The following is a 21,162-nucleotide window of genomic DNA, read 5'->3' on the forward strand; positions in this document are numbered from 1 at the left end:
GGCGGTTCTGTGCAGGCGAGGTGCCCCCAGCAGGATTCGAACCTGCGACCTACCGCTTAGAAGGCGGGTGCTCTATCCGCTGAGCTATGGGGGCCGGGCGGGGTGACGGGCCGGGAAAACCGGTCGTCGACTGCGCTGAGTGAGGGACCGAGGACGCATTGTGGCGGCCGCGAGCAGGTCTCTCGGGTGCCCGGCGGGCGGGCGTCACCCGACCCCTGGCCGGGGGCTGGATGTTCCGGGACAGGATACGGGTGTCGGGATCCTCCACCGGGCGTTCAGGTGTCGGGTCGGGTGTGTCGGCCTTGGTGGAGCCGTCCGATAATCGCAGGTAGCAGCCGGACGTGCAGCGCCCTGGGGGGCCCTGGAGCCGGACGTTGTGCAGTCGTTACGGGGCTGCCTCCCCACCCGTTATGGATTCGGTGCGGAGAATACCCGGCGGTCATGTCGGGTGGGGGCCGGATTTGGGTTACTTCGGTCGGATGACATGCCCTGGACGCCCGCCCGGCCACTCGTTCGGGTCCTGGCGGGATGTGCGGTTTGCGTGATTCGTTGTCATGTCCGCGTAGGTCGAGAGTTCCCGAGTCAATTGAATTCAGGGGGGAATTCACTCGGCCGAGGTATTCGGGTTATCCACAGGCGGGAGTTTTCCACAGGAATTCGGATGCTCCTGGCGCAAGGTTGCCGCGGATTGCACTCTCATCCACGGCGGATTGTCCCGGGAATGCTCGCGGGGGATTCCGTACGGGCCCGGCCGTCCGGTGGATCCGCTCGGCCGCGGTGGGCGGGCAGTGTCCCGGGAGGCGTCCCGGGCCGACTGTCCGCGGGTTGCTGAATGGCCGTCAGCGGGTGGGGCTGCCATATGGAGGACGGGCCGGCCGGTGGGCGGCCGGGCCGGAGAGTGGGAGGGCGAGACCGTGAACGAGACCCTGGTGACCATGGTCGGCAACGTTGCCTCGGTGGTCAGCTACGCGCAGACGGCCGCCGGCGTGCCGGTCGCCAACTTCCGGCTGGCGGCCACCGAGCGCCGCTTCGACCGCGGCAGCGGCGACTGGGTGGACGGCGACACCAGCTGGGTGACGGTGGTCGCCTGGCGCTGGCTGGCCACCAACCTGGTCAGCTCGGTGAGCAAGGGGGATCCGGTGGTGGTCAGTGGCCGGCTGCGGGTCAGGGAGTGGGAGGACGAGGAGCGGCGGCGCGCGGTGGTCGAGATCGACGCCCGGGTGGTCGGCCACGACCTGTCCCGTGGCACCTCGGCGTTCCGGCGGGCGGTGCAGGCCAGGCCGGAGCTGGTGGCGGCCTCGGCGGGTCTGCCGGCCCGCGGCGGACGGCCCGAACTCCCGCCCGCCGTGGCGTCGCTGGAGGAGGCGGTGCCGGGCTGGATCGTCGAGGCGGTGCGGGCGCGTGGAGGTGCCGATCCGGGCGATGTGTCCGCTACGGCCGAAGTGCCCCGTGTGGGTGATGTGGGCGATGTGGGCGGTTCGGTGGGGGAGTTGGCCGGCGGTGGAGGTGGCGGGTGAGGCCGGTGGTGGAGTTGTGTCGGCGAGGGGGGTACTTGTCGACTAAGGTTCAAAACTGATCGATATCCCGGCACTTCGCGGGGTGCCGAGTGCAGAGTTCGGCTACTCCCGGAATCGCCGTGACATTCTGTCGAAGCGTCAACAACTGTCGATGATCAGCTGTTTGATAACGATATAGCCACGGAACTGTCCTGGTTTGCTACACGGGTTTGAACGACCCGGCCGGTCAATAGGATGCGTCTGGTCCACACAGGTGCTGTGGCGTCACAGGGGGCGCCGCATTGCAGGGGCGACCGGCTACCAGGGCGGTCAGGCCCGAAGGGATCAACACATGTTCCACAAGCAGGGGCGGGCTCTCTCCCGTATGGCGACTGTCATGCTCGCATCGAGCCTGGCCGTGGCCGGAAGCGCCTTCGCAGCGGGCGCGGCACCGGCTGCCGACGGAGAGTCGGGTTCGGGGATCACCGCAACGATCCAGCCGACCATGCTGAGCGGTCCTGTGCAGGTCGATGCCAACCACAAGATCGACGGTGGCCTCTTCACGCTGCTCACGGCCGACGGCAAGAAGATCCAGACCTACTGCATCGACGTCGACCACGGTGTCGACATCAAGGGCAACATCAAGTACCAGGAGTCGGACTGGTCCTCCAGCTCCCTGGGTGCCCCGGGCAAGGCCGAGGCGGCGGGCAAGATCCGCTGGATCCTCGAGCACTCCTACCCGAAGCTCGACATCGACGCGATCAAGAAGGCCGCCGGCATCACCGGTGACCTCGAGAAGGAGGACGCCGCCGCCGGTACCCAGGCCGCGATCTGGCGCTTCTCCGACAACAAGACCTCGGCCACCCCGCTGGACCCGGAGGCCAAGCAGCTCACCGAGTACCTCGCGGGTTCCGCCAACACCGGCATGCCCGAGCCCAAGCCGTCGCTGGACCTCGACCCCGCTTCGGTGAACGGCAAGTCGGGCACCAAGCTCGGCCCGTTCACGCTGAACAGCAGCGCCGAGTCGGTCAAGCTCTCGCTCTCCGACGACGCCTCCGGCGGCAAGGTCAAGCTGCTCGACAAGGACGGCAAGGCCGTCACCACCCTCAACGGCCCGATCGCCAAGGACACCCAGCTCTTCCTGGACGTCCCGGCGGGCACCGCGGCCGGTTCCGCGAAGGTGAACGCCACGGCGACCACCGTCGTGCAGACCGGCCGGGTCTTCCTGAGCGTGGGCTACACCCCGGAGAAGCACAGCCAGAGCATGATCCTCGCGGGTTCCGAGGAGGTCACGGTGGCCAAGACCGCCCAGGCCACCTGGACCCAGGCGAAGGGCCCGCAGCTGTCGGCCTCCGCGAAGATCGACTGCGCCAAGAACGGCGTCCAGGTCACCGTCACCAACGGCGGTGACGAGTCCGCCGACGTGACCGTCGCGCCCGGCAAGACCGTCAAGGTCGAGGCCGGCAAGACCGAGACCGTCCTGGTCCCGGTCGCCGAGGACGCGTCCTACAGCATCAAGGTGACCGGCCCGAACTTCACCAAGGAGTTCACCGGCGTCCTCGACTGCAAGGTCTCCAGCACCACCGGTGGCGGCACCGGCGGCCAGACCCCGTCGGCCTCGCCGTCCACCCCGGCCGGCAACGCCACCACCGGCGGCCCGAACCTGGCCTCCACCGGTGGCGGTAGCGGCACCGGGATCCTGGCCGGCGTGGCCGGTGCCCTGGTCGTCGCCGGCGCCGGTGCGGTGTTCGCCCTGCGCCGCCGCGGCCGCCACAGCCGCAACGCCGCCTGACCCCACCTCCGGGGCCCACGCCCCTGAGGACTGAGGTCCGAGCAACCAGGACGGTCCCGTCCCCCGCACCGAGCGGGGGGCGGGACCGTCCGCCGTCTGCCCCGCAGCAGGCTGCCGGGGCAGCCAGGGCCCGTCGGACCGGCCGCGCCGGCGGAGCCCCCCGTGGTGCCGCCGCCCCGAGCCCCGTACGCGGTCCTGGTGGCCGCTACGGCCCCTTCTCTCTCCCGCTCGGCCCCTTTCCGGCCCGGCTCTTGCGTGCTCCGTGCCCCGTGCCCCACCCGCGGCCACGCTGCGCCGATCTTCGCTCGGGGGGTTCCGGGGGAGTACCGGCTCCGGGGGAGCGCGGGGAGAGTTCCGGCGGCGTTCCCGCAGAGTTCCCGCGGGGTTCCGGGGTGCCCGCCCCCGGTCCGGTGGCGTCGCCGGGGCCGCCCGCCGGGGCCCGGCCGTCAGTGCGGCCCCGCCCGGTGCGGCACAATGGAAGGCTGCAAGCCGATTACTCACGACGACGCCGGAGCGATCTCACGTGGCGGAATACATCTACACCATGCGCAAGGTGCGCAAGGCACACGGCGACAAGGTCATCCTTGACGACGTGACGCTCAGCTTCCTCCCCGGGGCGAAGATCGGCGTCGTCGGCCCCAACGGCGCCGGTAAGTCGACCGTGCTGCGGATGATGGCGGGCCTGGACCAGCCGTCCAACGGCGATGCCTTCCTCTCGCCGGGCTTCACCGTCGGCATGCTCCAGCAGGAGCCCCCGCTCGACGAGTCCAAGACCGTCCTGGAGAACGTCGAGGACGGCGTCAAGGAGATCAAGGGCAAGCTCAACCGGTTCAACGAGATCGCCGAGCTGATGGCGACCGACTACTCGGACGAGCTGCTCGAGGAGATGGGCCGGCTCCAGGAGGACCTGGACCACGCCAACGCCTGGGACCTCGACGCCCAGCTCGAGCAGGCCATGGACGCGCTGGGCTGCCCGCCCGGCGACTGGCCGGTCACCAAGCTCTCCGGTGGTGAGCGCCGCCGGGTGGCGCTGTGCAAGCTGCTGCTCGAGGCCCCGGACCTGCTGCTGCTCGACGAGCCCACCAACCACCTCGACGCCGAGTCGGTGAACTGGCTGGAGCAGCACCTGGAGAAGTACGCGGGCACCGTCGTCGCCGTCACCCACGACCGGTACTTCCTGGACAACGTCGCCCAGTGGATCCTGGAGCTCGACCGCGGCCGCGCCTACCCGTACGAGGGCAACTACTCCACGTACCTGGAGACCAAGCAGTCCCGTCTCAAGGTCGAGGGCCAGAAGGACGCCAAGCGCGCCAAGCGGCTCAAGGACGAGCTCGAGTGGGTCCGCTCCAACGCCAAGGGCCGGCAGGCCAAGTCCAAGGCCCGGCTCGCCCGGTACGAGGAGATGGCGGCCGAGGCCGACAAGATGCGGAAGCTGGACTTCGAGGAGATCCAGATCCCGCCGGGCCCGCGCCTGGGCAGCATCGTCATCGAGGTCAACAACCTCTCCAAGGGCTTCGGCGAGAAGCTCCTGATCGACGACCTGAGCTTCACCCTCCCGCGCAACGGCATCGTCGGCGTGATCGGCCCGAACGGCGCCGGCAAGACCACGCTGTTCAAGATGCTCCAGGACCTGGAGACCCCGGACGGCGGCACGGTCAAGGTCGGCGAGACCGTCAAGATCAGCTACGTCGACCAGAGCCGCGCCAACATCGACCCGAAGAAGACCCTGTGGGAGGTCGTCTCCGACGGCCTCGACTGGATCAACGTCGGCCAGGTCGAGATGCCGTCCCGCGCCTACGTCTCGGCGTTCGGCTTCAAGGGCCCGGACCAGCAGAAGCCGGCCGGGGTGCTCTCCGGTGGTGAGCGCAACCGCCTGAACCTGGCGCTCACCCTCAAGCAGGGCGGCAACCTGCTGCTCCTCGACGAGCCCACCAACGACCTCGACGTCGAGACCCTCTCCTCGCTGGAGAACGCGCTGCTGGAGTTCCCGGGCTGCGCCGTGGTCATCTCCCACGACCGCTGGTTCCTGGACCGGGTGGCCACCCACATCCTCGCCTACGAGGGCGAGAGCAAGTGGTTCTGGTTCGAGGGCAACTTCGAGTCCTACGAGAAGAACAAGATCGAGCGGCTGGGCGCGGACGCCGCCCGTCCGCACCGGGCCACCTACAAGAAGCTGACCCGGGGCTAGACAGCCGGCCCGCCGGCCGTCCGGATCCGGACGGCCGGCGGCAACGCCGACGCAACAACGGCCCGGCATGCTGCCCGTGCGGCGCCCTGCCGGGCCGCCGCCCGTGAGCCGCGAGGCTGTGCGGACGGCAGACGGGGCCGGGTTGCCGGCCCTTCGATCGGAGGAGATTCACCGTGGCCCGCCACATCTACGCCTGCCCCATGAGGTGGTCCGACATGGACGCCTTCGGCCACGTGAACAACGTGGTCTTCCTGCGCTACCTGGAGGAGGCGCGGATCGACTTCATGTTCCACCGGGCCGCCGAGGCCGGTGCGGGCGAGTTCGCGGGCGGTTCCGTGGTGGCCCGGCACGAGATCGACTACAAGCGTCCGCTGACCCACCGGGCTGCCCCGGTGACGGTGGAGACCTGGGTGACCCAGATCGGCGGCGCCTCGCTGACGGTCGCGTACGAGATCAAGGACGTCGCCGAGGACGGCACCGAGACGGTGTACGTCAAGGCCTCGACCGTCGTCGTCCCGTACAACCTGGCCGAGGGGCGGCCGCGCCGGATCAGCGCGGTGGAGCGTGAGTTCCTCAGCCGCTACACCGACGACGCCGACCGGGCCGACAGCGCGGACGGCGCCGGTGACGCTGATGCCGCACGGCAGGTCCGGGCCGGCGAGCGCGTCCCGGCCGGCCGGGGCGTCCAGGGTGAGGCGACCGGTACCGTCAGGGCCGTCGCGGCCGTCTGATGCGGGCAGCGGTGTGCGGACCGGCTCCGCGGCGGCAGCGCCGCACCGGTTCCGCGCCCGGCCGCCAGACCCCGTGCGCTCCGAGCACCCCGTGGGCACCGGGTACCCCGTGCGCACCGAGCACCCCGCGATCCGAGTGAGCTGACCTGCGTTGACCACCACCACCCGCCTGAGACTCGTCGACACCGGTGAGGCCGCCGACCTGGCCGCCTTCCTGGTCCGGCTGCTGCGCTTCGACCGGGCGGCCGCCGTCCGGCTGCAGGCGGTGGCCGCGGCGGGCGGGACCGGCGGCGAGGGTGTGCTGGCGGTGTTCGGACGCCTCCCGCTGGGCGGCTCGGGGGTGCTCGCCATCCGTACGGCCCGGCTGGCGGAGCTGGACACCCCGGTCGACGTGACGGTGTCGGCGGGCCTGCTGCTGGAGCAGGTGGACGAGACGGACGGCTCGTTCGCCGTGCCCGCGCCGGTGACCGGCCCGGCCTGGGCGGGCCTGCTCCCGCCGCGGACCGGCTGGCAGCCGGCCGGGGAGCCGTCCGCGCACCTGGTGTACCCCGAACTGATGGCGGCGGTAAGGGAGTTCAAGGAGCGCAGCGAGCAGGTTCCGGCGCACCACCGGACCCGGCAGGTGCTCGACCAGCTGGCCGACGAGATCTGGACCCGGCCGCTCGGCGCAGCGCCCGAGCTGCCGCTGCGGGCGGCGCACGCGGCCTATGTGATCGGTTTCCTGAAGCCCGGTGCGCCGCTCACGGTGCACCGGGCGGGCAGCTGGCTGCGGTTGAGCGCCCCGGCCGGTTCGGTCGTGGTGCGGCGGGTCGCCGCGCCCGGTGCCGGGCTGGGCCTGAGCCCGCTGATCTGACTGCGGCGGGCCGGTCGGCACGGGGCAGGCGGTCGCCGCCCCGGCCCGTCTGCCCGGCGTGCCCGTCCCGGCCCGTCCCGCCCGGCGTGTGGGTCCAGGGTCATCCGGCCCGGCCCGTCGGGCCTGGGTCAGCCGGCCGTGTTGATCATCGACGCGGCGGCGTAGGTCAGGTAGTCCCACAGCTGCCGTTCGGCCTCGGCGGGCAGCTCCAGCGAGTCCAGCGCCGTCCGCATGTGCCCCAGCCACGCGTCGTGGGCGGCCCGGTCGACGGCGAACGGTGCGTGGCGCATCCGCAGCCGCGGGTGGCCGCGCTGCTCGCTGTAGGTGCGCGGCCCGCCCCAGTACTGCATCAGGAACAGCGCGAAGCGCTCCTCGGCCGGCCCGAGGTCCTCCTCGGGGTACATCGGCCGCAGCAGTTCGTCCTGGGCGACGCCCTGGTAGAAGCGGTGGACCAGCAGCCGGAAGGTCTGCTCCCCGCCGACCGCCTGGTAGAAGGTCTCCTCGCTGAGCGTCTCGCGCCGGATCTCGTTCACCCGACCATGGTCCCAGACGGCCCCGGGGGCCGTACACCGGGACTTCCGGCGTACGACCCCCGGGCGGGGCCCCTCGGGACGCCCCTCGGGACGCCCCTCGGGAGGGCCGTCGGGACAGGCCGTCGGGACAGGTCGGCGGGACCGGCCGTTACGCGTCGTCCCAGTTGAAGAAGCGCCACGCGATGGCGCACATCACGGCGGAGAAGGCGAGCAGTCCGCCCATCGACGGCAGGACGTCCATCACGCCGCCGCCCCGGCTGAGCACCGCCTGCGCGGAGGTCACCAGGTAGCGCAGCGGCAGGAAGTGCGAGACGGTCGTGAGCCAGCCCGGGGCGCCGTCGAGCGGGATGAACGCGCCGCCGAGGAACGACATCGGCAGGATGATCATCTGGTTGATGCCGTTGGCCGCCTCCTCGCTCTTGGCGGCGGCGCCGGTGACCAGGCCGATCGACATGAAGGCGATGGTCGCGCACAGCACCAGCGGTACCACCAGCCACCAGTTGCCGGTGAGCTTCAGCCCGAAGAACGGCGTGGTGGCCACCGCGAGGAAGATCGCGGTCTGGGCGAGGGCGATGGCCAGGCTGACCGCCACCCGGGCGCCGACCACGGTGCCCGGTGAGACCGGGGCCAGCCGCAGCCGCCGCAGCACCCGCTTCTTGCGCCAGCTCACCAGGGTGAACGAGGCGCCGTAGACCGCGCCGGTGGCGATCGCCCAGCCGAGCAGGCCTGGCGTCAGGTACTGGATCGGCTTGAGCGACTCGTCCTCGACCTGGCTGGGCACCAGGGTGAAGACCGGCGCCTTCCCGGAGGCCGCCTGGTTGGCGCCCTGCACCAGCGAGTTGACGATGCCCTGGACGCTGCCGGCCTTGACCTGGTCGGTGGCGCTGTAGCGGAGGTTGACCGTGCCGTCGGCGCCCTCGCTGAGCACGCCGTCGAGGTCGCCCTTGCGGAGCTTCTCCAGCGCGGCCTGCTCGTCGTCGGCCCGGCTGATGGTGAGGACCTTCTCGAGCTCGGCCCGGCCCTCGCCCTGCACCGAGTCGAGGACCCGGACCTGGCCGACCTCGGCCACCTTCACGTGCGGGGCGCCGGTGTTCTTGAACAGCGCGCCGAACATCAGCAGGAACATCAGCGGCATCAGCAGCACGAAGAACAGCGCGCCGCGGTCGCGGACGAAGCCGAGCAGCATCACCCGGGTCAGGCCGGCGAAGGCGCTGACCCGTTCGGTCCCGGCGCTCTCGCTGCCGGACTCCGGCCGGCGTACGGGGGTGGAGGTGGTGCTCATGCGCGGTACTCCCGTCCGGTCAGCTGGAGGAAGACGTCCTCCAGGGTGGCTCCGCGCACTTCCAGGCCGCGCAGGGCGTTCTGCTCGGCCAGCACCGAGAGGACCGGCGCGGGCAGCCGGGTGGAGAGCGAGAGGGTCGCGCCGTCGTCCTCCAGCCCGGTGATCTCGGCCCCGGCGGCGGCGAACAGTTCGCGGGCCCGCGCGGCGGTGAGCTGTCCGGACTCGACGCCGACCCGGACGGTGTCGTCGATCTCGCGGACCAGCGCGGCCGGGGTGCCGGTCTTCAGCACCTTGCCGTGGTCCATCACCGAGACCCGGTCGCAGAGCACCTCGGCCTCGTCCAGGTAGTGGGTGGTGAGCACCACGGTGCGACCCTCGGCGTTGATGTCGCGCAGCAGGTCCCAGAGGTTGCGGCGGGCCTGCGGGTCGAGGCCGGTGGTGGGCTCGTCCAGGAACACCAGTTCGGGGTCGTGGACGAGGGCGCAGGCGATGGACAGGCGCTGCGCCTGGCCGCCGGACATCTTGTCGGTGAGCACCCCGGCCGAGTCGGTCAGGCCGACCCGCTCCAGCATGGCGTCGGCACGCTTGGGCCCGATGCCGTAGAAGGAGGCGAAGGTGCGGATGGTCTCACGGGCCGTCAGCTTCACGAAGAAGGCCGAGGCCTGGAACTGCACGCCGATCCTGGGCAGCAGTGCGGTGTTGCGCGGCCAGGGTGCGAGGCCGAGCAGTTCGACCCGTCCCTCGTCCGGCTCGCGGATCCCTTCCAGGATCTCCAGCGTGGTGGTCTTGCCGGCCCCGTTCGGGCCGAGAATGCCGTAGAACTCGCCAGTCGCGACGGAGAGTGACACTCCGTCGACAGCCTGGACATCCCCGTACCGCTTCCGGATCCCGTCAGCGGATATTGCTTCAGTCATGACTCCAGACCCTAGGGCCAGGTGTGGAGATCTTGACAGGTGCTTGGGCAAAGCATGAGAAAAACCCGCGGCCCCGGTGGAGCCGGAGGGCTCCGCCGGGGCCGGGAGGTCCGGTTCAGGCGCTGCGGTGCACCGTGATGGTGGTCCAGGCGCCGATGTGGATCCGGTCGCCGTCGTTCAGCGGGATCGCGGTGTGCGGCGGCACCGGGTCGGGGCTGCCGTTGACGGTGGTGCCGTTGGTGGAGTCCTGGTCGACCAGCACCCAGCTGCCGTCCGCCTGCTCGGCGAGCATGGCGTGGTTGTGCGAGGCACCCGGGTCCTCCGGGGCGACCGACAGGTCGATCTCCGGCACGGTGCCGCGGTGCTGGCTGCGCCGGCCGATCCGCAGCTGGCCGCGGCCGGTCAGCGGGATCCGCCGGTCGGGGCAGTACGGCGGGAAGAACAGCCCGGCCGCCTCGGGCCCGCTGCGGATCATCATGTCGGTGAAGTACTCGCGGTCGGCGCTCACCACCGCGATCCAGTTGGTGCGTACCGGCGCCGCGGGCGGGGTCTGGCCGGGCGTCCGGCCCGGCGCGCCGTCGCCGCCGGGCGGGGCGAGCCGGAACGAGGTGCCGAGGTCGTCACCGGGCTGGGCGTAGACCGGTCCGCTGCGCTCGTAGCCGTCCTGGTCCGGGAACGGCTGCGAGGGCTGGGCCGGCGCCGAGGGGCGGGAGGGTGCCGGGGGCGGCGGCGGGGCCTTCTCGAACGACTGCGGTTCGAACGGCTGTCCTTCGAACGGCTGCGGCTCGTAGCCGCCCTGCTCGAAGCCACCCTGTTCGTAGCCGCCGGGCTCGTAGCCGCCGGGTTCGGCGGGGCGTCCCTGCCCGTGGCCGCCGCGCTCGGGACCGCCGCGCTCGTAGCCGCCCTGTTCGAAGCCGCCGCGCTCGTAGGGCTGCTCGAACGGCTGCTGGTACGGCTGCTCGTACGACTGCTGGCCGTAGGCCGGTGGCGGGTAGCCGTAGCCCGGGCGGCTGCCCGGCTCGGCCGGGCGCTGCGGGGGCTGGGGCGCCTGCTGCTGGGAGTGCTGCGAGTGCTGGGGCGGCTGGTGCAGGTGGTGCGGCGGTGCGGGCGGGGACGGCGGCGGGGGAGCGGCGGGCCCGGCCTGCGGGTGCGACGGGGCCGGCGGCCGGCCGGCGGCCGGCAGCTGGTAGTCGTAGCCGCACTCCTCGCAGTACCGCCCGGTCTGCGGGGTCCGGCAGATCGGGCAGGTCACCAGGTCCGCGGTGAAGTCGGGCCCGGCCGGGGACGGCGAGACCATGGTCGGCGAGCCGTACGGCTGCCCGGGCGGCGGTGGCGGCGGCGGCGGGGCGCCGTACGGGCCCGCGGGGGCGGCCGGGGCCGGCGGCGGTCCGGGCGGTCCGGCGAACGACCCGGACCCGGCCGGGCTGCCGGGGACGGCCAGGCCGGGCGGCGGAGTCATCGGGAAGCCGCAGAAGTCGCACCAGTCCTCGGCCTGCGACTCATGGCCCCTAGGGCAGATCGGCATCAGTTCCCCCACTTGTCCAGCTGGTCGGCCCCGGGCGGTGGCCGGTCAGGTCTCGGTCGGTCGATTATTTCGTGACCCGGACGGTCTTGGTCGACCGGGTCTCGAGTGTCATCGAATCGGCCTCGCTCACATCCTTGCGGAACCGAACGGTACCTTCCTTCGCGTCGACGACGTCGACGACCTTCTGGAGCAGCTTCAGGGTTCCCTCGTTCCCCGTCCGGTGCGCCAGCCGGACGGCGGCGCCCAGCTTGGCGGTGGCCCGGTCGACGTCCCCGGCGCGGTGGGCGGCCAGGCCCTCCTGGATGGAGTCGGCCAGCTCGGCCTGGCCGGTGTAGTGCGCGACCTGGGAGTTGATCCGGGTGGAGGAGGCCAGGTCGTCCGTCCAGACGGCCTTGACCAGGCCCTGGGAGAGCACCTCGGGCGTGGCCTCGCCGGGCCGGGGCAGCACCAGGCTGATCCGGGCGGCGAGCATCTCGTTGCCGACCGCGGCGGCCGGGACCTCGATGCAGACGTGGTAGTCGCGGCTCTCGTCGCCCCAGGAGCCGGTCGGGTAGTCGCCGGCCCGCGGGCCGGCCTCGGTCCGCCGGCCGGTGAGGTCCTCGACGCTGGGGGCGACCTGCTTGACGTACTTGACCACCGCGTTGGCGGGGGTCCAGACCCGCAGGGCGACGTCGGCGACCTGCTTGCCCATGGCGGTGGACATCATCGCCCGGAAGTCGTCGGCCAGGCCGTTCGGCTCCGCGACGATGTCCACCGTGCCGAGCAGCGCGGAGGAGATCCGGCGCAGCTCGGCGACCTCCCAGTCGGTGCCGACGCCGCGGCAGTCGGCGGTGAAGTACCCGGTGGCGAGGTCGAGGGCGCGCTGCAGTTCGGCGGGCTTCTCGTGCTCGTTGCGGCCGTCGGTGAGCAGGATGGCGTGCCGGATGGCGAGGTCGGGGCGGCTGGTGAAGAGCGCGTGGGCCTTGGTCAGCCAGGTGCCGATGGCGGTGCCGCCGGCCGCCTTGAGCTTGCGCAGCGCCAGCTTGGCCTCCTGCCGGGTGTGCGGTCCGGCCTCCGCGAGGGTGCCGTCGCCCGGGTAGACCTCGGTGGCCTCGTGGGTGCCGGCGACCACCGCGAAGGCGACGCCGTCGCGCAGGGTGTCGATCGCGGCGGCGGTGGCCTCGCGGGCGTTCTTGGCCTTGGCCGCCGGGTAGTCCATCGAGCCGGAGCAGTCGACCATCAGCACCACGCCGGCGGCGGGTCCGTCGCCGGGCGTCAGCGGGCGCCCGCCCGAGGTGCCGCCGCCGGTGGCGGTCACCGTGACGATCGCGTTGACCTCCCGGGCGCCCTCGGCGAGGTACTCGTTCTGGAAGATGTCGACGTCGAACCGGGGTGCGGTGGGCCTGGACAGACTTGCCATGACTGAGAGCTCCTGTCGAGCGGTCAGATGAGTGGTGGTCAGTCGGTGCTGGGTGCGTAGGCGGGCATCGGCGGGGCGGCCGGGGCGGCCGGCGGGGCGGGCGGTGCGGCCGGGGCCGGCGGGGCGGCGGAGGCGGTGGCGGCCGGGGCGGCGGCCGTCACCCGCGGCAGGTCCGGGAGGGTGTCGTCGTGCCGGGGCAGCTGGACCGGCAGGTCGAGCATGGTGGCCTCGTACTCCTCGGCCTCCTCCGGGCGGGCCTTCGGGGTGATCGGCAGCACGGCGACGGTGATGTTGTCGTGGCCGCCCGCCGCGACCGCGAAGTCCACCAGCGACCGGGCGGTGGCCAGCGGCTCGGTCCGGGCGTCGCGGCGGACGAAGGTGGCCAGGTCGGTGGCGGCCTCGGCGTAGTTCCACAGGCCGTCGGTGCAGATCAGCACCACCCCGGGGACGTGCGGGGTGAAGCTGACGGTGTGCGGGTCGAGGTCCTCGGCGTCGGCGCCGAGCCAGCCGGTGATGGCGTGGGCCCGCGGGTCGGCGTACGCCTCGGCCTCGGCCATCAGCCCGGCGGAGACCATCCGGGCGGCCCAGGAGTCGTCCTCGGTGAGCCGGTAGGGCTCGGCGGCGTCGCGGTCGTCCGGGATCCAGTAGGCGCGGGTGTCGCCGACCCAGCCGATGGTGACCACGCCGGCCGCCGAGACGGCGCTGACGTAGGTGCAGGCGGGGGCGTTGAGGTGGCCGCCGGGGCGTTCCGGCGGGGTGCCGTCGTAGGCCAGGTCGGTGACGGCGCGGGCCGCGGCGGCGATGGCGCCGCGCATCGCCCGGGTCGGGTCCTCGCCGTGCTCCAGCGCGGTCAGCAGCGACTCGGAGGCGGCGTCGACGGCGGTGGCGGAGGCCTCGTCGGGGCGGGCCGAGGAGGAGACGCCGTCGCAGACCACGGCGATCACGGCGGGCGCGCCGTCGGGCAGGGCGGTGCCGGCCACCGCGAACGCGTCCTCGTTGCGGTGGTGGCGCAGGCCGCGGTCGGAGACCCCGGCGACGCCGGTCAGCGCCCGTTCCTGGTGGTCGCGGGGGCGCGGCTGGACCTTGCCGCAGGCCTCGCAGTAGCCGTCGGCGGCGAGTTCGGCGGCGCCGCAGTGGACGCACCCGTGGGCCGCCGGTGCGGCGGCGGGTGCGTCGAGCACGGTCGGCGGTCCGTTCAGGTTCGCGCCGCAGGCCCCGCAGAACGCGTCCTGAGGGTCCATCGGTTCGGCACAGCTGGGGCACCTGGTCTGCTGCGGCATTGCGTCACACCCACGTCCGGGGGCGGGCCCGGTTCGCCCGCTCCACCATCTCGATCCTTGTTTCGGCCCGGTCGGACAACCGCGCCAACACCCGGTAGGAGTGTTCCAGAGCGAAGCGCAGTTCCCGTTCCGCGGGGGCATGTCCGAGGACCTCGGGCCCGCCCTCGGGTCCGTCGCCCGCCTTTCCGGCCAGTACCCACTGCAGGGCGGTGTCCAGCACCTCGACCGCGAGTTCGGCGCGGCGCCGGGCGTCCAGGGTGAGCGCGCCCAGCTGGTCGGAGCAGCGGCCCAGTTCGGGGCCGAGGTGCTCGGCGGCCGTGCGGCCCCGCAGTCTGGCCCGGACGGTGCCGATCCGGGCCGCGGTGAAGTGCGCGGAGGACTCCGGCACGGTCTCCAGGGCGCGGACCGCGCCGTCCCGGTCGCTGGCCGCGAGCCGGACCCGGGCCAGGCCGAAGGCGGCGCTGACGTAGCTGCGGTCGGTGGCGCCGACCAGCCGGTAGAACTCGGCGGCGTCCTCGCCGTGGCCGAGCAGTTCGGCGCAGACGGCGAGGGCCAGCTTGGGCGCGCTCTCGCCGGGGAAGGCGTCGTAGAGCGCGTCGAAGGACTCGGCGGCCGCCTCGGTGCGGCCGGCGGCCAGGTCGGTCAGGCCGCGGTACCAGACCACCCGCCAGTCCTCGGGGTGCTCGGCGGCCAGGGTGTCCAGGGTCCGTGCGGCGGCGGCGGGGTCGCCGAGTTCGAGTTCGGCGCGCAGGGCCCGCAGCCGCAGTTCGACCGAGGGGGCGGGGGCGGCGCGCAGGGTGGTGAGCACCTCGGCGGGGCCGCCGGCGGTCAGCGCGGCGAGGAAGCCGGCGCCGGGGTCGGCGGGGTCGACCCGGGGGACCGGCAGGGTCAGCGCGGCCTGTACCGGGTCGAGCGGCTGTTCGGTCAGTTCGCTGTCCAGCAGGCGCAGTTCCGGGCCGAACAGGGTGGAGGCGGCGGGTCGCGGGCGGCCGTCCTTGAGGCTGAGCACCTCGCGCAGGACGCCGGTCAGCTGGTCGGCCATCTCGGCGGCGGAGCCGAACCGGCGGGCCGGGTCCGGGTCGGTGGCGCGGACCAGCAGGCGGTAGAAGGACTCGTACTCGGCGAGGACGGCCACCTCCTCCGGGCCGGGCAGCTCGTACCGGTGGGTGGTGGCGTAGTGCGGGAAGTCGAAGGTGAGCACGGCCAGCGTGCGGGCCACCGTGTAGAGGTCGGAGGCGGGGGTCGGGCCGTCGGTGCCGATCTCCGGGGCCTGGTAGCCGACGGTGCCGTAGATCGGGCCGTCGTCGTCGGAGCGGCGGACCGCACCCATGTCGATGATCTTGAGCGAGTCCTCGCTCTGGATCACGTTGTCGACCTTGAAGTCGCAGTAGACCAGTCCGCGGCTGTGCAGGTAGCCGAGCGCGGGCAGGGCCTCCAGCGCGTACGCGATGGCCTGCTCGACCGGCAGCGGGTCGCGCCGGCCGTCCGGGGTGCGGCGCTCGTTGGCGATGTCCTTGAGGGACTTGCCGCCGACGTACTCCATCACGATGTAGCCGTCGGTGGAGCCGGTCCGGGTGTCCGGGTGCTCGACGAAGTTGATGATGCGCACGATGTTGGGGTGGTCCACCTCGGCGAGGAAGCGCCGTTCGGCGACCGCGACCGCCAGCGCGTCCTCGTCGCCGGTGTCCAGCAGGCCCTTGAGCACGACCCACTTGTCGTTCACCCGGCGGTCGACCGCCAGGTAGATCCAGCCCAGCCCGCCGTGCGCGAGGCAGCCGAGCACCTCGTACTGGCCGCCGACCAGGTCGCCGCGGACCAGCTTGGGGGTGAACGAGTACGCGGTGCCGCACTTGGTGCAGAAGCCGTCCGGGCGGCCGGGCCGGCCGTCCTTCTCCCGGCCGACCGGGCTCTCGCACTTGCTGCAGTAGCGCTTGCGCTCGGGTACCCCGGGGTCGGCCAGCACCGCGGAGGCCGGGTCCGGCGCGGGCACCGGCGGGACGGCCACCAGGCCGGCGCCGAGGTTGCCGCGCCGGGCGGTGCCGCCGGTGCTGCCGGAGCTGCGCACCGAGACGGCGGAGCCGCGGCCGGTGCGGGCCGAGGAGCGGTGCGAACGGGAGCGGCCGGACATCGTGCGCACCGAGCCGGAACGGGACACCCCGGACCCGGACCGGGCGGCGGGTACCGCGGCGGGTCCGGCCGGGGCGGCCTGCGCGGCCAGGCCGCACTCGTCGCAGTAGCCGTCCGGGTCGATCGTGCCCGCGCAGCCGTCCCGCCCGCACGCCCCGCCCGGTGCGGCCGGCGCCGCAGCGGCCGCCGCAGGGACTGCCGCCGCCGGTGCGGCGGCCGGGCGCGGGCTGAGCCCGCACTCGGTGCAGTACCCGTCGGCGTCGATCTCGCCGGTGCCGGAGCACTCCGGCCGTGTGCACATCTCAGCAGCCATCAGAACCGTTCCCCCTGACCGTGTCTCATCCCTGTCCACCGGGCCGTGCGTCCTGCGGCCCGCCCGCCGGGCCGGCGGCCTCCGGCGGCCGCAGCGCCTGTTGGAAGCGCGCCACCGCCTCCGCCCCCGCCCGCAGGTCGCAGGGCGCGCTCCACAGCAGCCACCTGGCCTTCTCGAAGCGCTCCACCACCTCCGGGTCCTCGGCGAGGCCGAGCCGGGCGGCCATCGCCTTGTACGCCTCCAGCCGGCCGCGCAGCTCGGCCCGGACCGCCAGCGGCTGGGCGACCTCGGTGAGCGCCTGCCGGGCCCGGTTCAGCTCCTTGGCGGCGGCGTCCTCCAGGGCGTCCAGCAGCGGACCGAGCCGGTACCACTGGCCGGTCTGCTGGCACTCCACCGCGTGCCGGATCCGTTCGCGCATCGCCGAGGCCGGTCCGGGCACGGGCGGCACCTCGGTGGCCGCGATCTTGGCCAGCACCTCGCCGCGGGCCCGCCGGGCCTCGGCCAGCGTCGCGTCCGCGCGCTGCAGCAGGTCGGCGATCTGCTGCAGCCGCTCGTGCGACTCGTCGCGCAGCCGCAGCAGCCCCTCCAGCTCGACCCGGACGTCGTCCAGTGCCCGCCCGGCCCGGTCGAAGCGCTCGGTGTCCACCGTGCCGCCGGGGGCGGCGAACGCCGTCCCGTCGGGCACCGTGCCGCGCTGGGCCGGGACCCGGACCGGCCGCCACAGCGCCAGCGGGTCGGCCCGTACCTCGTCGCGCAGCGCGGTCAGGTCGGCGGCCAGGGCGTCCAGGTCGTCGGCGAGCGGGTGGCCGCCGGGGCGTACGCCGACCGAGACGGCGAGCATCTGCACCCGGCGCAGCTCGGCCAGCAGCAGGTCGATCCGGGCGGGCAGCGCGGACCACACCGCGTCGGCGGCGTCCACCACCTCCAGCACCGTCTCGTACCAGCCGTTCATCCGGGTCATCAGCTCGGCCAGGGTGACCTGTTCGGCCAGTCGCACCGGGCCGCCGAGCAGGCCGGCCGGCTCCGGCAGCCGGCCGCCGGAGACGGTCACCGCGGGGCCGGTGAGCAGTTCGGTGAGCTGGGCCAGTTCGGCGCCGCCGGGCCGGTTGCGGCGGGCCCGGACCGCGCGGGCCGAGGCCAGTGCCTCCGAGTAGCGGTCGAACAGCGCCCACAGCTGTCCGAGGCCCTGCCCGGCGACCGACCAGCGCTCGGCGGTGCGCCCGCTCAGCTCGGCGCCCTCCAGCAGCCGGCGGCCCGGGTGGTCCTGGAGGGCGAGCAGCGCGGACTCGACCGCGTCGCGCTCGGCGCCCAGCCGGGCCAGCGCACGGTCCACCTCCTCCCGGCTCATCGCCGGGCCGGCCGATCCTGCCACGCGGGGTCCTTCCTCTCTGCCTCGTCGGGCAGCGCGGTTGACGGGGCGGCCGGCTGTCCGTCGCTCCGGCCGGTGCCGGCGGCGGGCCGCCCGGCGGCCAGTCTTCCGGATGGCGCCGCTCCGGTCGACGCCGGTGCCGTCACCGGCGCCGGCCGGACGGGTGCCGGCTACTGCTTGAACTCGTACGGGTCGGGCGAGGTGCCCATCGATCCGGCCAGCCAGTGGTCGTAGCTGCGCCGCCAGCCGCCGTCGGCCTTGTAGTCGAGCAGCGCCTGGTTGACCCAGGCGACCAGGTCGGGGTCGGCCTGGTTGACCACCACGCCCATCCAGCCGGCCAGCAGGGTCTCGCCGACCACCTCGACGGTCGGGTCCTGGGCGGCCTGGGCGGCGGCCAGGACGGCGTCGGTCAGGGTCGCGTCCACCTTGCCGAGCTGCATCAGCACCAGGCAGTCCAGCTGGTTCTCGACCACGGTGACCTCCGAGGCCCCGTGCCGGTTGGTCTTGAGCTCGGTGTCGGAGGAGGACGAGGCCGCGGTGCAGACCCGCTTGCCCTTCAGCCCCTGGTCGACCGAGGTGGCCTTGGCGGACTTCGGGACCACCAGCCGCTGTCCGGCGGCGAAGTAGGGCTTGGAGAAGGCCACCTCCTGCATCCGGGCGCAGGTGATGGTGGTGGTGCGGATGACCAGGTCCACCTCGCCGGCCTTGACCGCGTCGATCCGGCGGGCGGTCGGGACGGCCTTGAAGGTGATCTTGTCGGGGTCGCCCAGCAGGGACTTGGCGATGGCGTGCGCCAGGTCGATGTCGAAGCCCTCGATGGTGCCGGTCTGCGGGTTGCGGTAGCCCCAGTGGTAGCTGTTCTGGTCGACGCCGACCACCAGGGTGCCGCGTTCCCGGATCTTCTTGATCTTCGGGCCGCCGGGGTCCTTCGCCGGGGGCACGCTCCTGGTCGTGTCGCAGGTGTCCGCCGCCGGCGCCAGCTCCGGCGCCCGGGCGGCGGTCACCGGACCGGCGCCGCCGGCCGCCCCCGCCGAACCGCCCGCGCCGAGCACCCCGGCCGCCAGCGCGACCGCGGCCACCAGGGCCCTGGCCCGTACCGTGCGCATCATCGTCCCCACCCCCTAGCGGTAGTCGGCCAGTCGGCGGCCGATGCCCCGGAACACGCCCGCGGCGCAGGCGACGGCGAGGACCGCGGCCCCCACCGCCAGTGCGGCGAGTTCGGTGTCGACCCCGTCGACCGCCGTCCTGAACGCGGCCTGCTCGACCGCCGCGGCCTGTCCCAATTGCTGTTCCAGCGCCTCGAACGCGGCCTGCGCCGAGTCGCTCCGGCCCGCCCCCACGGTGCCCTGCAGGGCGGCGTCGTAGTCGCCCGCGGCCTCCTTGCCGGCCGCCTGCCCGTGCCGGGCCTGCCAGGTGTCGAGCTGCTTGCGGGCCTCGTCCAGCGGGCCCGCCGCGCCGGCCGGGGCGAGCTGCCGGGCGCGGCCGAGGGCGCCCCCGGTCCGGTCCGGCTGCTCGCGCCCGCCGGCCAGGTCGGTGAGGACGGTGTCCCACTGCGCGGTGTACTTGTCGCTGGATCCGCGCGAGACCAGGTTGAGGTTCTCCGCGGCGCGGGCCTGGAGCACCTCGGTCCTGGCCTGGTCGAGGGCGCGCAGCGGCTGCGCGCCGGCGGTGCGGCTGTCGGCCAGCGAGGAGGCGGCCGACAGGCCGCCGGCCAGCAGCCAGAGCGTGGCGGCCAGCATCGCTGCGCTCGCCGCGACCAGCCCGGGGTTGAACACCCGGTTGGTGCGCCGCAGCAGCAGCACCTGGTGGCGCAGCAGCGCCGCGAGCGTCAGCACGGCGAGGGCGAACGCCGCCCACGGCACCGACCGGGCGTCGTCGTAGTCGGCGTCCAGCCGGGCGGATTCGGCGGCCACCAGCTTCTGCGCGTTCGGCAGCATGGTGTCCTGCATCAGGCCCGAGGCGTACCGCAGGTAGGCGCCGCCGAGCGGCAGGCCCTGCCGGTCGTTGGCCCGGGCGGTCTCCACCAGCCCGGCGTACTGCGGGAGTTGCTGGTTCAGTTCGGAGATCCAGCGCTGGGTGTCGGCCGAGTCGCCGCCGTGGGCGGCGGCCTGGGCGAGCAGCCGGGCGGCGGTCGCCAGGTCGTCCTGGTAGCGCTGGCGGACGGCCGGCGGCTCGTTGCCCGCCAGCAGGAAGCCGGTGGCCGCGGTGGTGTCGGCGTCCGCCAGTGACCGGTAGATCTCCGCCGTGTCCTGGCTCAACGGCCCGCTGCGGTGGGCCACCTGGCCCGCGGCGGTGGAGCGGTCGGCGACCTGCCAGGCGGTCACCAGGCCGAACAGCAGGGCCAGCGTGGCCAGGACCGCCGCGGCCAGCCGCAGCCGCCCCGGCGGGGTGTCCACCGCCTGCCGCAGGAACCCGAGCCGGCCGGGCCCGCGTTCCGTCGTGCCGGGCTCCGCCACCTGCGCGGACGCCCGTTCCCCCGAGATCACTGGTGTCGCCACCGCCCCGCCCTCCCCTGTGGCCGCCCCGCGAGCGGGGCCCGACCCGATGCCAGCAGTATGTCTGCGGGCACCGACGAGTACACCTGAGTTGTGCCGGACTTGAGCTTCGGACCGGTCCGCCCGCCGTTCGGGCCGCCGGACCGGGTCCGCTGCCGCTCCGCCTGCTGTCGACGCGGTGCCACCCCCCGGTGGTTCCGCCCCCTGGCCATCGCCCCTCCCTCGGCGCCCCCCGTAGCATGGGGCGCATGCAACTGATCGGTACCGTCGCCGCTGACCGCCCGCTGCTCGTCGTCGCAGTCCAGGAGGAGGCGGCCTACCTCGACGGCCGCTTCCCGGTCCTGCTCACCGGGATGGGGAAGATCAACGCGACCGCCGCGCTGGCGACCGTGCTGGCCCGCGGCGACCGCCCGTCCGAGATCGTCAACCTCGGTACCGCCGGTGCGCTGAAGTCCGGCTGGGCGGGCACCCACCAGGTGGCCCGGGTGCTGCAGCACGACCTCGACGCCCGGGTGCTGCGGCAGCTGACCGGCCGCAGCTTCGGCGGCCCGATCGAGCTCGGCGACGGTCCGGGCCCGGTGCTCGCCACCGGTGACCTGTTCGTCTCCGACCCCGAGGCCCGCGACCGGCTGGCGCAGAGCGCCGACCTGGTCGACATGGAGGGCTACGCGCTGGCCAACGTGGCCGAGCGGGCCGGGGTGCCGATCCGGCTGATCAAGCACGTCAGCGACGAGGCCGGCGCGGGCGCCGACCGGACCTGGCGCGAGTCGGTGGACGCCTGCGCGAAGATCCTCGCCGACTGGGCCCACACCCGGCTCTGACCGGCGGCCGGCCGGGCGCCCCGGGGCGCCCGGCCGGGTCCGGC

At 73.6% G+C, this 21,162-nt stretch carries 15 protein-coding genes, 1 tRNA gene and 1 pseudogene; 6 read left to right on the forward strand and 11 right to left on the reverse strand.

All coding sequences use genetic code 11. From position 1 onward, the window contains the following. Positions 1 to 21: 21 nt before the first annotated feature. A tRNA-Arg gene (locus AC2TEW_RS27200) sits at positions 22 to 94 on the reverse strand. An 820-nt stretch (positions 95 to 914) separates the two neighbouring features. Between AC2TEW_RS27200 and AC2TEW_RS27205 the strand changes: the two genes are divergently transcribed. The 5 genes and pseudogenes from AC2TEW_RS27205 to AC2TEW_RS27225 all read left to right on the forward strand — a co-directional run bounded on the left by AC2TEW_RS27205 (position 915) and on the right by AC2TEW_RS27225 (position 7,060). After that, the gene (locus AC2TEW_RS27205) at positions 915 to 1,517 is read left to right on the forward strand and encodes a single-stranded DNA-binding protein (protein WP_484626002.1); all 603 of its coding nucleotides are present in this window, start codon (positions 915 to 917) and stop codon (positions 1,515 to 1,517) included. 484 nt (positions 1,518 to 2,001) lie between these two features. After that, entirely contained in the window at positions 2,002 to 3,288 is a 1,287-nt protein-coding gene (locus AC2TEW_RS27210; RefSeq protein ID WP_484626003.1) for a Cys-Gln thioester bond-forming surface protein, read from the forward strand. 523 nt (positions 3,289 to 3,811) lie between these two features. Then, the gene (ettA, locus tag AC2TEW_RS27215) at positions 3,812 to 5,476 is read left to right on the forward strand and encodes an energy-dependent translational throttle protein EttA (RefSeq protein WP_484626004.1); all 1,665 of its coding nucleotides are present in this window, start codon (positions 3,812 to 3,814) and stop codon (positions 5,474 to 5,476) included. A 173-nt stretch (positions 5,477 to 5,649) separates the two neighbouring features. Beyond that, positions 5,650 to 6,072, forward strand: a pseudogene (locus tag AC2TEW_RS27220) (acyl-CoA thioesterase); the annotation flags it as partial. A gap of 286 nt (positions 6,073 to 6,358) precedes the next feature. Next, positions 6,359 to 7,060 (forward strand): DUF8010 domain-containing protein, encoded by a 702-nt coding sequence (locus tag AC2TEW_RS27225; protein ID WP_484626005.1) that lies wholly within the window; start codon positions 6,359 to 6,361, stop codon positions 7,058 to 7,060. A 128-nt stretch (positions 7,061 to 7,188) separates the two neighbouring features. On the opposite strand, the gene AC2TEW_RS27230 is transcribed toward AC2TEW_RS27225, so the two are convergent. The 10 genes from AC2TEW_RS27230 to AC2TEW_RS27275 all read right to left on the reverse strand — a co-directional run bounded on the left by AC2TEW_RS27230 (position 7,189) and on the right by AC2TEW_RS27275 (position 20,300). Further along, a complete protein-coding gene (locus AC2TEW_RS27230) occupies positions 7,189 to 7,593 on the reverse strand; it encodes a globin (RefSeq protein ID WP_033819220.1) in 405 nt (134 codons plus the stop codon). 148 nt (positions 7,594 to 7,741) lie between these two features. After that, entirely contained in the window at positions 7,742 to 8,875 is a 1,134-nt protein-coding gene (locus AC2TEW_RS27235; protein ID WP_484626006.1) for an ABC transporter permease, read from the reverse strand. Further along, positions 8,872 to 9,723, reverse strand: coding sequence for an ABC transporter ATP-binding protein (locus AC2TEW_RS27240; protein ID WP_484626007.1), 852 nt, complete (start codon positions 9,721 to 9,723; stop codon positions 8,872 to 8,874). The genes AC2TEW_RS27235 and AC2TEW_RS27240 overlap by 4 nt, the downstream gene beginning before the upstream one ends. A 181-nt stretch (positions 9,724 to 9,904) precedes the next feature. Next, entirely contained in the window at positions 9,905 to 11,314 is a 1,410-nt protein-coding gene (locus AC2TEW_RS27245) for an FHA domain-containing protein (protein ID WP_484626008.1), read from the reverse strand. Between the two features lie 64 nt (positions 11,315 to 11,378). Next, a complete protein-coding gene (locus AC2TEW_RS27250; protein ID WP_484626009.1) occupies positions 11,379 to 12,713 on the reverse strand; it encodes a vWA domain-containing protein in 1,335 nt (444 codons plus the stop codon). Between the two features lie 38 nt (positions 12,714 to 12,751). Continuing rightward, on the reverse strand, positions 12,752 to 13,954 hold the full coding sequence (locus AC2TEW_RS27255) for a PP2C family protein-serine/threonine phosphatase (protein ID WP_484626010.1): 1,203 nt from the start codon (positions 13,952 to 13,954) through the stop codon (positions 12,752 to 12,754). A gap of 43 nt (positions 13,955 to 13,997) precedes the next feature. Next, positions 13,998 to 16,433: a serine/threonine-protein kinase gene (locus AC2TEW_RS27260; protein ID WP_484626011.1), complete on the reverse strand. Its 2,436-nt coding sequence runs from the start codon at positions 16,431 to 16,433 to the stop codon at positions 13,998 to 14,000. 25 nt (positions 16,434 to 16,458) lie between these two features. Then, positions 16,459 to 17,781 (reverse strand): hypothetical protein, encoded by a 1,323-nt coding sequence (locus AC2TEW_RS27265; RefSeq protein ID WP_484626071.1) that lies wholly within the window; start codon positions 17,779 to 17,781, stop codon positions 16,459 to 16,461. Between the two features lie 191 nt (positions 17,782 to 17,972). Next, on the reverse strand, positions 17,973 to 18,911 hold the full coding sequence (locus AC2TEW_RS27270) for a glutamate ABC transporter substrate-binding protein (RefSeq protein WP_484626012.1): 939 nt from the start codon (positions 18,909 to 18,911) through the stop codon (positions 17,973 to 17,975). A gap of 12 nt (positions 18,912 to 18,923) precedes the next feature. Continuing rightward, positions 18,924 to 20,300: a GlnX family signal transduction membrane protein gene (locus tag AC2TEW_RS27275; RefSeq protein WP_484626013.1), complete on the reverse strand. Its 1,377-nt coding sequence runs from the start codon at positions 20,298 to 20,300 to the stop codon at positions 18,924 to 18,926. A 245-nt stretch (positions 20,301 to 20,545) separates the two neighbouring features. Between AC2TEW_RS27275 and AC2TEW_RS27280 the strand changes: the two genes are divergently transcribed. Beyond that, on the forward strand, positions 20,546 to 21,118 hold the full coding sequence (locus AC2TEW_RS27280; protein ID WP_484626014.1) for a nucleosidase: 573 nt from the start codon (positions 20,546 to 20,548) through the stop codon (positions 21,116 to 21,118). The last annotated feature ends 44 nt before the right edge of the window (positions 21,119 to 21,162 follow it).

The sequence above is a fragment of the Kitasatospora sp. NEAU-CNBT7 genome, assembly GCF_057220535.1.